This is a genomic window from Devosia sp. A449, assembly GCF_054489375.1.
Window position 1 is genome coordinate 788628 of sequence record NZ_JBTMWU010000001.1, and the last position, 12228, is coordinate 800855.

Here is a 12228-nt window from a genome sequence, read left to right on the forward strand (position 1 = left end):
GATTCTCGAGCGTGTCAAAAAAAGCAGCCAAGAAGTTCATCTATATTTTCTGCGTTGCCGTCCGCAAGGCGGCAACAAGATAGAACCCAACATCGCCAAAAATCGTAACTACCCGCCCGACAATGACCGCTAGAAGTATTTGGTCGGGCTGAATGATATCTCTTAGCAAAAACAAAAGAGCGGCTTCTCTGACTCCAAGACCGGCCGGCGCACCGGGAGTGACGAGTCCTACCAACCAGGCAATCACATAGGCCCCAGCAATAGATGGATAAGCCCAGAGTGGCGCAACTCCCCCAACCGTTTGTATAATCCATAAGAAAATTAAACCAGAAATACCAAGAAACCCCATGTAATACATCGAAGCTTGGGTTAACCGCCAGCCGAAGAAACGCAGGATAGCAGATATCACGAGCACTAGTATGACGGCAAAGGCCGCAACGCTCGCGATTGGACTACCCGCCCAGTCGATCAAGAGGGATAGAACTAGGGGCGCAAACATAACACCACCAAAAACAAGGATGGCAAGCTCTAGCCCGGTGGATTTTGCTAGGCTCTTGCCATTTATTCCGGCAGCAACTCCAATGACTTGCCGCCCTGCAAACTGGAAGATATTCCCGGGTACATATTTGGCGAGTTGCGAGGTTGCATAGGCCTGTAGAGCCCACGACCACGATGCGTTTACGCTGAGAAACCCAAGTAGGGACCACCAACCTCGCGCGAGAAGCACATTGGATGCGCCATATACAGCTGCCAATACGATAAAGGCGGCGTATGAGTGTAAGGAAATGCTACCTAAATCTATCTGTGCCGAATATTCCCACAGAAGCAGCCCAACAAATACAATTCCCGAGACCGCGAGAAGGGATCCAATTAAATTCAGCCCCTTCTTGACGCCAGGACTCAGCAATGATGCCATGGTTAATATTTTCGCCTGCAGTGCAGCATAGTCCACGGAAGGGGTGACAACACTTCCAGAATTTCGAAATGGCGCTCAACCAGAGCAACTATGCCCGCCTTGGACCAATGGTTGAGATGGCCGGGCGTGTTACCTAAGTCAGAGATATACTTTCCACGAGCAAGGTTCAGCACACGCCATATTGGCTCTCGCGGCACGCTAATTATGAGATTGGCGTCAACAATACCGCGCAACGCCTCAAGGGCCTGTTCAGGCTCTTCTAGATGCTCCATGACCTCGCAACACACGATCAACGGGGCATTGTCTCGACCAGGAAGCACCTCGTAAATGCTGCGGACTTCGAAGCTTGCTGCGTCGGCGCCCTCCGCTAGTGCGTTAGCCTTTGCCATTTCTATGACCTCGGACGAAAAGTCGGTTCCGCGCGCGTTGATGTTTGCGCTCATCCACCGCAATGTCCAATATCCCTCGCCGCAGCCAACCTCATGAATTGACGAAGGATCGATTTTACGCACTAGCCCGCTAAGCGCATCATCGAACCCTCCAACAAGACGCCGAGCGATTGGGTTTGACGTGCCATATTTGTCGTACGTGTTTCCAATGACGACCCCGCCCTCGGCCTTTCCGCCGGCCACCTTAACCGTCATTTTGAAGTCCTTCCGACGTCAGCTTATTCGTCGCTGGCTTGGGTATTAGGTTCGCTCGCTGCGCATAACGGATGTCCTCCAACAGCCGCCGATTTGCGGCGATGACATCGGCAAGAAATGCGACCAGCAGGGACTGAAACCCCATCATCAACAACGTACCAGCCAGGATTAACGACTGGATATTTCCCTGACCTTCGCCTATAAAATAATAATACATGAAGCGCATCACGACCAAACCGCCAATAAGCAGCAGGAACGCAGCAATCGAGCCAAAAAAACGCGCCGGCTGATAAACTACAAATATGCGTACAATCGTAAAAATAGAGCGCGTGATGTACGAGCCGATGTTTTTGACCAGACGCGATGGCCGCAGATCAGCATTCACTCTTATGGGCACGTTGACGATCCGCAGGTTTTTTCGACCTGCCTGGATGATCGTTTCCAGCGTATAGGTATAGTTGTTGAACACGACAAAATGCTGCGCGGCATTGCGACTAATGGCGCGAAAGCCGCTTGGAGCATCAGCGACGTCCGTGCCACTCGTAACCCGGACGACAAAGCTACCCAACTTTTGCAACAGCTTTTTCGTGACGGAAAAATGCTCGACAGTTGAAATTGGACGCGTACCAATCACCATTTCCGCTTCGCCTCTGAGAACTGGCGCAGTTAGTGCGGGAATATCTGCGGCATTGTATTGGTTGTCCGCGTCAGTATTGACGATAACATCGGCACCGCAGCGGAGACAGGCGTCAAGTCCGGTCATGAACGCATGTGCTAGGCCACGGTTACCAGTGTGACGCACAATATGGTCCACCCCGTATTCTTGTGCGACGCGTACTGTATCGTCCGAACTACCGTCGTCGATAATAAGCCACTCGACGATATCGAACCCTTCGACTTTTCGCGGAAGGTCTGTTAGGGCGACTCCCAAGGTTTCTGCTTCATTGTAGCAGGGAATTTGAATTACAAGCTTTTTCAATAGATTTAGCTCTCTTGGAGTGGGCTGTCCTGCCAGCGATCCGAAGTGCCACTTGGTGACGTCGCCCCAATTTATTAAGTCGGAGAGAACGAGCCACAGGTGGTTGCTATGACCGATGTGGCCGGGTAGGCGCTGAATGTCACGTCACTGGTTGAAGGTGTCGCTATTTTTTTTGGTGCGTCGGGATGACAGATGTTGTTCTTGTTCAGTAAATAGCTCGGACGGATCCGTCCCGCTGCTCAATCTAAACGCCATCTCCATGTGTGTCTCAATCATCTTATAACTGTCAAGTGAAGCACGTCGATACCCGACGTTCCTCGATTTCGACCTTATTCCAGCGAGTTGCTTTTTATGCGAATCACGGTTTTTGGCTCCGGCTACGTCGGCCTCGTAACTGGCGCCTGCTTGGCTGATGTCGGTCACATCGTTCAATGCGTCGACATCGATGAGCGTAAGATAGCGAAACTCAATCGGGGTGAGATGCCGATTTATGAGCCCGGTATCGAGCAGCTTGTGAAACGGAACAGGGAAGCCGGACGGCTTCTGTTCAGCAGTGACGCCGAAGCTGGAGCTCGGTTCGGTGACATTATCTTCATCGCCGTTGGCACGCCGCCTGGCGAGGACGGATCCGCTGATCTAAAATACGTGCTCACCGTTGCTGATACGATCGGCGAACACATGGACCGCTACAAGGTCGTGGTCAACAAATCCACGGTGCCAGTTGGGACCGGAGACAGAGTTGCGTGGCAAATCGGTGAAGCGCTACGCCTGAGGGGCGAAAGCATAGACTTCGACGTGTGCTCAAACCCTGAGTTTCTCAAAGAAGGAAGCGCCATCGACGACTTCACCAGGGCAGCCCGCATCATTGTCGGCACAGATTCCGAGCGCGTGCGCCACGCAATGCAGGAGTGCTATGCACCCTACAACCGGAACCACGACAAGCTGATGTTCATGGATGTCCGTGCAGCTGAACTCACGAAATATGCAGCCAATACGATGCTCGCGACTAGGATCAGCCTGATCAATGAGATTGCCAATATCGCTGAGCGGTTGGGCACCGATGTGGAGCAGGTCCGCCTCGGCATCGGCTCTGACCCCAGAATCGGCTTTCATTTCATCTATCCCGGCGCCGGCTATGGCGGGTCGTGCTTCCCCAAGGATGTGCGCGCCCTTATCCACACGGCAGAAAATGTCGGCCTGGAGGTACCGCTGATCAGTGCAGTCGAGCGTACAAACGAAATACAAAAGACGCTCCTGCTCCGTAAACTGGAACAGATATTTGACGGTGACCTGAAGAATCGCACTGTGGCCGTATGGGGGCTGGCCTTCAAGCCAAATACCGACGACATGCGTGAAGCGCCCAGCCGGGTGCTCATCGAAGGCCTGACGGCACTTGGCGCCCAGGTGAGAGCGTATGATCCGAAGTCGACACAAATAGCCCGCGAAATCTTTGGAAACAATGCGCGCGTCACCATCCTCGATAGTCAAGAGGACGCCGTGCAGGGTGCAGATGCGCTCGCCATCTGCACCGAATGGAAACAGTTCCGAATAGTCGATTTCGACTGGCTGAAATCAACGCTGAAGCACCCCATTATAGTGGATGGGCGCAATCTCTATGAACCCACCGCCCTTCGGGAGCACGGCCTACTATACTATGCAGTGGGGCGCGGCGATTCATCCAGTCTCTATAGGGGCGCCAACTAGGGCGGACGTTTCGATCACCGCTCAGGCCCGGAGTAACATTGCAGTATTGCAGAAAAACAGGTTGGGCGATGGGCGTGCAGGGAAAAATCGATAGTGCTGAAGCAGTTCCCGCTATTTCAATCGTTGGGTGGACGCGGAAAACTATAGCACCAATCGCCGCCCTGATTTTATTGGTTCTTTTGATCATTGGGGTCACTCCGTTTAGGCAAACGCTGGCACCAATGGACCTGCTGCTAGCCTACCCTGGATGGGCAAATGCTTGCCCAACTGGCGGTACTTCATGGAGGAACTGCGTCAAGGTAATCTGACCCTTTGGAATCCTCTCCATCAATTGGGCGCGCCTGGCATTCAGGCCCCTATATATGAAGGGCTGTCCATTCCCTTCTTGATCTTCGCGATTACGCCCAATGAAACCGTCGGATATACTCTTGCAACTATTGCAAATTTTTCTATTGGCCGCAATTGGTGCCTACCTGCTGCTGTAGGCGGCAGCCGTTTGGTGCACTGGTTTTCGCGTTTTGTGGCTTCAACTTGGCTTGGGCCCATTAGCCCCACTTGACTACGAGCGCCCTAATTCCGCGGGTACTAGCCTCGCCGTTGCGTTACTGGCAGTCTGGAAAATTGCGCTGGGCATTTGTAGCGCGCAAAATCAAATGGCATCGCGCGCAACTTCATTTGGCAGCAGTTAGGGTGAGGTTAACGGGTCTTTTAAAGACTGTGGGAAGCGGTGTTTGAACAGAGGTGGCTCGGTTTGTCTGAACAGCTATCCGGGCTTCGCTAGGTGGATTTTGGCCTCGGTTATGCCGCTGCCAAGATTGGCATCAGGGCATTGAAGTAGGCTTCGTCCGGGGTCATCCGGTCAAGGCTCGAGTGCGGGCGCCGGCCGTTGTAGAAGGCCAGATACTTGCCAATCGAGGTTCGCGCGTCCGAGACCGTGTCATAGGCGCGCAGGTAAACCTCCTCGTACTTGATGGACCGCCAGAGCCGCTCGACGAAGACATTGTCGCGCCATGCCCCTCGGCCATCCATGCTGATGGCGATGCCATTGTCGCGCAGCAGGCCGGTGAAGGCCATGCTGGTAAATTGACTGCCCTGGTCGCTGTTGAAGATTTCGGGGGCGCCGTATTTGCCCAGAGCCTCCTCAACCGCCTCGATGCAGAAGCTCACGTCCATGCTGATCGAGAGCCGCCAGGCCAATACCCGCCGGCTGAACCAGTCCACGACGGCCGCCAGGTAGACGAAGCCGCGCGCCATGGGGATATAGGTGATGTCGATTGCCCAGACCTGATTGGGCCGGTTCACCGTCAGCCTGCGCAGCAGGTAGGGGTAGACCTTGTGGCCTGGCGCAGGCTTGCTGGTATTGGGCCGGCGATAGATCGCCTCGATGCCCATCCGCTTCATCAGCGTGCTCACATGCAGCCGACCAACAGCAAACCCTTCTCGACCCAGCAGATCCCGCAACATGCGGGTGCCGGCGAACGGGTAATCTAGATGCAGTTCATCGATCCGGCGCATCAGTGTCAGATCCCAGGCGAGACCGGACGTGGCAGATAGTAGACGCTGCTCCGGCTGATATCGAGCAGCCGCGCCTGCCGGGTCACCGGTAGTTCATGGTCTCGATCAATCATCGCTTTGCGCTCAGCAGGCCGGCTTTGCTGAGCGCTCCTTCCAAAAAATCGTTCTCCAGCGTCAGCTGGGCACCCGCAAAAACCCTCGCGCCTTTGCTGCAGTCGTGATTCACTGATGTTGCCCGATCATGGAGCTTCATCATGGACCCGCATTCGCTTTTCAGCCTGAACGATCATCTCGAAGCCCTGAGCCAGCACGGCGATCCGCTCGAGGTTTTGGAGCGCACCGTGGATTTCGAGTATTTTCGGTCGTGGCTGGTCGAAGGGTTGGGTTATGGCGATGGTAGCAAGGGCGGGCGGCCGCCCTTCGATCCGGTGGCCATGTTCAAGATCCTGATCCTGCAGGCCCAGCACAACCTGTCCGATGCCCGCATGGAGTTCATGATCCGGGACCGCCTCAGCTGGATGCGGTTCCTGGGCTTTTCCCTGGGCGACCGAACGCCCGATGAGAACACCATCCGCCATTTCCGCAACCGCATGACCGAGACCGGCACCCTCAAGCGGGCGATGAAGGCCTTCGACTGGCAACTGCACAAGAAGGGGTACATCCCCATGTCAGGCCAGATCGTCGATGCCTCGTTGGTGCCGGCGCCCAAGCAGCGCAACACCGATGGCGAGCGGGACGCCATCAAGGCGGGCAAATCGGCCGATGAGATCTGGCCGGACGAACCGGCCAAGGCGGCGCAGAAGGATACCGATGCGCGCTGGACGCTCAAGATTGGCGGCAAGGTGCGCTACCGACCGGACGGCACGCCGCTGCCCATGATCGCCATCCCGGTGTTCGGCTACAAAAGCCATATCAGCATCGACCGGCGCTACGGCTTCATCCGGGCCGCGGCGGTGACCTCCGCATCCCATCCCGATGGTCGGATGCTGCGCCAGGTTATCGACCGGGAGAACACCGGCAGCGAGGTCTGGGCAGACAGCGCCTACCGCTCACAGAGCAACGAGGCCTGGCTCGCCGATCGTATGCTGACCAGCCGCATCCACCGGCGCAAGCCAAAGGGCAAGTCGATGCCGATCGCCACTGCACGGGCCAATGCGGCCAAGTCCTCGATCCGGGCCAGGATCGAGCATGTGTTCGCCCATCAGAAAAACCGGTTCGGGCTGTTCATCCGCACCATCGGCATCACCCGGGCCGAGGCGAAACTGACCCTGGCCAATCTGGCCTACAACTTCGACCGCCTTGTCTTCCATGAAAAGCGGGCGGTAACGGCATGACTCTGCCCGGAAACGGGGAAACGCCCTTGCCGGGCATCGCAGGAGGTCAAACGCGGCAACAAATGCGCCGAAAACTGCCTTCAGGCGGCCATCACGACATTGCCGGGCTCGCGGACCCGGTTTTTGCGGGTGTCCAGCTGACCGATCTTGGCATGCAGTGTCTTGACGTCCACGGTCGGCGCAGTCGGCTCTGGGCGGGCCTCGCCGCCAAACACATCGGCAGCGCCTTCCAGAAGCTGGCTGCGCCATTGCGTGATCTGATTGGCATGCACGTCAAACTGCTGGGCCAGTTCCGCCAGGGTCTTCTCACCCTTGATGGCAGCCAGCGCTACTTTCGCCTTGAACACCGGCGTGTGGTTGCGGCGGGGCCGTCTCGTCATGGTCGCTCCTGTTCGCGGCCATACTGGCCGCCATCAGGCACAAAATCCACTTATCCCGCTGTCCAGTTTTCCCGAGCCACCTCTAACCTCGGCGCTCACGGTGGTCTCCTATCGATGTTGGATACGAAAACGCCCGCACTCGGCGGGCTGGTTGGACTGACGGAAAGACTCGGCTATGCCGCAGCCATGATGACCGTTGAAGAACTCACGCCTGAAGCCGCCGCCCTGCTCCGCAGCCTGGTAAACAATCCCCAACCGGTGGAAGATAGCCTCATGCTTCAGCTATTGCTGGCGGACAGGGTCGTGATGGGCTCACCGGCCAAAGTACACTTGACCAGTCAAGGCCGGCGATTGCTGGTGGCCTATATGGCAGCAGAGGTCGAAGCCTAAGCGCCATCGATTTTGGATTGGGCAAAGAAAACCCCGCCGGGTCGTGATCTCGCCACAATCAATAATACGATCGTTGCGATAAGATAAATTATCCCGAGAACTGCCTGCTGTTCGAAGCGAAGAGATGGGTCAGATGCCGCTCCGATGGAAAAAATCAAGCTCTTACCCGACTCTTGGCCATTAATTACAGCCGTTCCGTTTGATGTATCATCCGTTAGCCATGCCGTAATTGATGTGCCTGTCTCGCCCTCTAGCCCCCTGATGTGGATAGTCGGCGGGGTATGTCGGGTAGGGTGATGCTCTACTGGGCCGCACACCGTCGCAAAACTATTGTCCCTTGCACCGCTGTAATCGAGTGTCCCTGAGAAATTCCAGCTGGGAGCGGAAATGGAAACGTTGGCCATTCCACTGTTCCCCCGATTATAAGTTGCGGAGTAAAGTTGTACGCACGCCGTGCCCTGGCCAGAGATTGCGATCTCTTCGTCTGTAGAGAGCGTGAAAGTCTGCTCAACTGAGACGCCCTTCGTCAACTCTCCAGCTGGGGTATTGTTTACAATCCGGCTGGCATCAAGGATGCGATCAACGTCCGGCGTATAGAATGGGATGACTTGCGTAGCAAAGGTCAGGAATCCAAGGATCGCCATCGAGGCTACTGCGGCAACCGAAGCATAGCCAATCATCTTGCTCCGAGTGACCAAGATGCCGACAGCCAAGATAACCATCGGCGCAACCGGGTAAATATACCGCCCATGCGTAGCGCGCATCTGCCCGAGGATATTAGAAACTGAGTAAATTTCCCTGACGAGAATAAACGCAAAAAATCCAAATATAAGAACGCAGTAAGCGAACAATCTTTTCTGCTCTGACTGCCTCCCGGAAATTATGATAAATAACGAAACCGCCGCAGCAAACACAAGAAATACAGACGCGACAGATCGAATATAATTCATGTTCTGCGGCTGCGATTTATAAATCAAAACCAGAGACAACATTATCAGGGACGCAGCAATTGCTGTTGCAAAAAACTGTCTACGACCCTTTACGGTCACATCGTAGGCCACCCAAAAATAATTTATTAATGGCGCGCCGCTCGTGGGAAGAGCAGATAAAGGACGAGAAAAAAGGTATATTGAGGCTCCGACCGCCATGATAGAGGCCACGCCAAGATAAATTAATGAGAACCCAAGCAAAGGTACGCCGTGTATCTGAAACCATGCAACTTCACCATTTCCAGTCCCAATCCATCCAAATAGCCCAAAGAAATTTAGAACAAAGTGTTCTATCACCGGGTTGTCTTGCATAAACTGCCAGAACGACGGCTTGGTCCCGACAGGCACGGGAACTTGCCCGACACTCGTCGCAAACGGATTGTGAAAATACCATATATTGCGCGCGAACCACAGTCCGGGGAGCGCCAGAGCAGTTAATGTGATACCAGTGGCATGTTTGATGATCCGGCCTATTGGCCCGTCTAACTCAAATATCAGGATAGCGAGAACCGGGGCCAGCAACACGAGCGCCGTGATCTTTGTTGATACTGCGATAGCTAGCCAGATGGCGCAGATATAAGCGTCTAATACCTGTCGACCTATAATATATTTAGCGAATGAATGCGCCGCTAGCGCGGAAAATAGGAAAAGCGGGACATCGTGACTAGTACCCGACGCCATGTGGCTAAACATCGGTACAAATCCAATAGCGGATGCCATTGCGGTAGCAAACACCCTGCCGAGTGACAGAAATTTGAGCGTTTGATAAAGAACGATGATAGCGAGGCCGCCAGCAATTGCAGTGACTATGCGTGGCGCCCTAAACCTGAGCTCTTGACTATCGGAAAACCAAGAAACAACTTTTATCGGAATAGCGGCAAGGATGTAATAGGCGGGCGGATGTTGCGCAATCCAATTATCGGAGGCAGACCTAGGTACTCCAAAGACGTTGCTGTTGATCTCGCTGCTGATTTTCGCTTCGCCCAGAAGGGGGATACCGCGCCCATATGCTAAGTCTTCTGCATAAGCATAATGGCCTATCTCGTCAGGGACATCCCACAATGGCGTGACCAAAAACGCGAGATAAGTTGCCTTAATTAAGAAAAGGATTGCTAAGCAAATAATTGGCCAATCTGCTTTAACCGTCATCTTCATGTAAAATCGCCGCCCTAATGTCACGTTCTCGATCGGCGAGGAAACACGGGAGATCCAAAAAATCAACACAGGATGATAGAAATACGAACGATCCCTGCTTGCTGACTGCTCTCACCTGCCACGACGCTATAGAGGCGGCTCTATCCAACCATTTCCCTGGCGCTACCAATTGGGCGACAACAGAACATAAAACGCCAAGCGACGGCCGACGCAGCAGCCGATAACAAGGCAGGTGTTCGCTCGCGGCGATAAATGAACGCAGGGGCGGCCCCAACCGTCAACAAAATAGCGCCAAATCACGGTTCAAACTACGACACCGCTCATCGCCACCCCCTAGGATTTACCCTTATTTAGCGCCATTACCAAAGGGCACCAAGCCACCGCTTACTACACAGATGGTGCCACCGCGAACGCCAGAGAGCGTCGAGTTCCGCCTCGCTGATACCGATGGCATCCGGCGCCGCTAAAGCTAACGATGCCTAAGCCGGAAGCTCCGGCCAGACCGCAGTCGCCGGGTCGGTAATCTCGCCCGGCAGATCACGTAGTGCTTGGCGATAATCTACCCAAACCTGCGGTATTGGCACGCTTGTTTCGAGATTTCGCACGGTGGTCCCAGTGATGTCAGGTTCTACTACGCTCCCGCGGGATTGGTAAGGATGCTACTACTCAGCCTTTGCGGAGCAATTCTGTTGGCGACCATGCTGGTTGGTTGGCACTTGGTCGAAAGAAAGAATTTGCGCATAGCTGCAGCGGGCATCTGCAAAGCCCCTCGATGCCGAGGCCATGAAGGTTTTCGGATAGATAACCGTGCAAGACCTTCAACAGACACGGCCTCCAGCAACTGGAATTTCTATCACTGGGCTTATGTGCAGACATAGCAACTCACACCGTCAGCCAAAAACTGTGCTGCCTACGACTCTCTGGGCCCGCCAATCTCGGGCAGGGTCGACTTCGCGCTTACGTTGAACGCGAGTCTCTGCATGTTCACAGGAGCGCCGCGATCACCTGTCGCTTGAAGCCGAACCTTCTCTTGGAGGTTGTTACCAAAGCCAGGAAGGTAGCCAACGGCGAGCGAAAAAGCAGCTGCAGAAACTGTTCAATTCGTGTGTCGATCTTTAGAAGAGTCTGGTCCAGATTGACAATCAATGGGAGCGGCGAACCGCCGCGTCTCCTAGAACAGGCGCTACCTTCACAATGCCCCCGGTCAAAAAATCAACGGTAGCCGTGCTGCTCGCTACCTATAATGGAGACAAATTTCTAGACGAGCAACTTGCGTCGATTCAGAACCAAACTCACCCTGACATCGATATTTGGGTGAGTGATGATGGATCCACCGATGCAACCAAAGACATTTTGGCTCAGTGGCGGGAAAAGTGGACCAAGGGCCGCTTCAATGTCCAACCTGGCCCAAGGCGCGGGTTTGCCGCAAATTTTGGCCATCTTAGCTTGGCCGTTGAGGGAACCTACGCTGCCTATTATTTCGCCGATCAGGACGATATTTGGCTCAACGGAAAGATCTCACGCTCTTTGGACGCGATGAGAGGCATGGAATCAACGCCCGTGCTATACGGCGCAAGAACCCGGCTTGTGGACGAAAACGCCCACCCGATTGGCCTGTCGCCTTTGTTTTTGCGCCCCAAAACGTTCAAAAATGCTCTTGTTCAGAGCATGGCCGGCGGCAACACAATGGCCCTGAACCCGCCGGCCTTTGCACTTTTTGCCGAGAGCGCTCGCCGCATCAGTTTCGTCACCCACGACTGGTGGGCTTATATGCTGATCACTGGGGCTGGGGGCACGGCGGTATACGACCCTGAACCGAGCCTGTTGTACCGGCAGCATGCCGCAAATGCCGTGGGGAAAAACAGCGGGATGGTCGCCACCTTCCGCCGCCTCCGCGGTGTTATTAGGGGGCAGTTCCGAAATTGGGCCGATGCCAACATTGCGGCTTTGGAGGCATGCGACGATATGCTCTCTCCGGGACCACGCGTGACGCTGGTGAAGTGGAAGCAGGCCCACGAGGCCCGCCCCCCGTTTGGGCTAAGAGCACTTATGCGTTCGGGAGTTTACCGCCAGAATGTGCGGGGAAACATCACCTTGTATTTGGCTGCCCTGATGGGGTGGCTCTAGTTGGCGGGCCCCTTGTCCAAGCAGCAGCGTTCCAATACAGACCGTACTAAACAGGATAGGCAAGGGCGTCTGTGACCTCATTTTCAAGCAATCTC

The 12228-nt window shown here is 54.8% G+C and carries 9 protein-coding genes and 2 pseudogenes; 4 read left to right on the forward strand and 7 right to left on the reverse strand.

All coding sequences use genetic code 11. The features are described from left to right. Positions 1-40: 40 nt before the first annotated feature. The 3 genes from ACX3OW_RS03880 to ACX3OW_RS03890 are packed head-to-tail and all read right to left on the reverse strand — an operon-like array spanning position 41 to position 2539. Positions 41-916: a hypothetical protein gene (locus tag ACX3OW_RS03880; protein ID WP_459094417.1), complete on the reverse strand. Its 876-nt coding sequence runs from the start codon at positions 914-916 to the stop codon at positions 41-43. A 2-nt stretch (positions 917-918) separates the two neighbouring features. Continuing rightward, entirely contained in the window at positions 919-1560 is a 642-nt protein-coding gene (locus ACX3OW_RS03885) for a class I SAM-dependent methyltransferase (RefSeq protein ID WP_459094418.1), read from the reverse strand. Then, the gene (locus ACX3OW_RS03890) at positions 1550-2539 is read right to left on the reverse strand and encodes a glycosyltransferase family 2 protein (RefSeq protein ID WP_459094419.1); all 990 of its coding nucleotides are present in this window, start codon (positions 2537-2539) and stop codon (positions 1550-1552) included. The genes ACX3OW_RS03885 and ACX3OW_RS03890 overlap by 11 nt, the downstream gene beginning before the upstream one ends. A gap of 351 nt (positions 2540-2890) precedes the next feature. On the opposite strand from ACX3OW_RS03890, the gene ACX3OW_RS03895 reads away from it, so the two are divergent. Beyond that, complete coding sequence (locus ACX3OW_RS03895; protein WP_459094420.1) at positions 2891-4243, forward strand: UDP-glucose dehydrogenase family protein; 1353 nt, start codon at positions 2891-2893, stop codon at positions 4241-4243. A gap of 798 nt (positions 4244-5041) precedes the next feature. On the opposite strand, the pseudogene ACX3OW_RS03900 reads toward ACX3OW_RS03895, so the two are convergent. Then, positions 5042-5939 (reverse strand): annotated as a pseudogene (locus tag ACX3OW_RS03900) (IS3 family transposase); the annotation flags it as partial. A 73-nt stretch (positions 5940-6012) separates the two neighbouring features. Here ACX3OW_RS03900 and ACX3OW_RS03905 point away from each other — a divergent pair. Then, positions 6013-7092 (forward strand): IS5 family transposase, encoded by a 1080-nt coding sequence (locus ACX3OW_RS03905; protein WP_459094421.1) that lies wholly within the window; start codon positions 6013-6015, stop codon positions 7090-7092. A 134-nt stretch (positions 7093-7226) separates the two neighbouring features. Here ACX3OW_RS03905 and ACX3OW_RS03910 read toward each other — a convergent pair. Then, positions 7227-7472: pseudogene (locus ACX3OW_RS03910) on the reverse strand (transposase); the annotation flags it as partial. Positions 7473-7586: 114 nt separating this feature from the next. On the opposite strand from ACX3OW_RS03910, the gene ACX3OW_RS03915 reads away from it, so the two are divergent. Beyond that, complete coding sequence (locus ACX3OW_RS03915) at positions 7587-7862, forward strand: hypothetical protein (protein WP_459094422.1); 276 nt, start codon at positions 7587-7589, stop codon at positions 7860-7862. Here the strand turns inward: ACX3OW_RS03915 and ACX3OW_RS03920 are convergent. Further along, on the reverse strand, positions 7859-10006 hold the full coding sequence (locus ACX3OW_RS03920; RefSeq protein WP_459094423.1) for an ArnT family glycosyltransferase: 2148 nt from the start codon (positions 10004-10006) through the stop codon (positions 7859-7861). The genes ACX3OW_RS03915 and ACX3OW_RS03920 overlap by 4 nt on opposite strands. A gap of 479 nt (positions 10007-10485) precedes the next feature. Then, positions 10486-10611 (reverse strand): phage tail assembly chaperone, encoded by a 126-nt coding sequence (locus tag ACX3OW_RS03925; protein ID WP_459094424.1) that lies wholly within the window; start codon positions 10609-10611, stop codon positions 10486-10488. Between the two features lie 589 nt (positions 10612-11200). Between ACX3OW_RS03925 and ACX3OW_RS03930 the strand changes: the two genes are divergently transcribed. Further along, positions 11201-12133: a glycosyltransferase family 2 protein gene (locus ACX3OW_RS03930; protein WP_459094425.1), complete on the forward strand. Its 933-nt coding sequence runs from the start codon at positions 11201-11203 to the stop codon at positions 12131-12133. Positions 12134-12228 lie beyond the last annotated feature (95 nt).

Excerpts from the sequence above, each read along its gene's own strand:
- ACX3OW_RS03880 (WP_459094417.1), bottom strand. The coding sequence starts at position 916 with ATGGCATCATTGCTGAGTCCTGGCGTCAAGAAGGGGCTGAATTTAATT.
- ACX3OW_RS03885 (WP_459094418.1), bottom strand. The coding sequence starts at position 1,560 with ATGACGGTTAAGGTGGCCGGCGGAAAGGCCGAGGGCGGGGTCGTCATT.
- ACX3OW_RS03895 (WP_459094420.1), top strand. The coding sequence starts at position 2,891 with ATGCGAATCACGGTTTTTGGCTCCGGCTACGTCGGCCTCGTAACTGGC.
- ACX3OW_RS03905 (WP_459094421.1), top strand. The coding sequence starts at position 6,013 with ATGGACCCGCATTCGCTTTTCAGCCTGAACGATCATCTCGAAGCCCTG.
- ACX3OW_RS03915 (WP_459094422.1), top strand. The coding sequence starts at position 7,587 with ATGTTGGATACGAAAACGCCCGCACTCGGCGGGCTGGTTGGACTGACG.
- ACX3OW_RS03920 (WP_459094423.1), bottom strand. The coding sequence starts at position 10,006 with ATGAAGATGACGGTTAAAGCAGATTGGCCAATTATTTGCTTAGCAATC.
- ACX3OW_RS03930 (WP_459094425.1), top strand. The coding sequence starts at position 11,201 with ATGCCCCCGGTCAAAAAATCAACGGTAGCCGTGCTGCTCGCTACCTAT.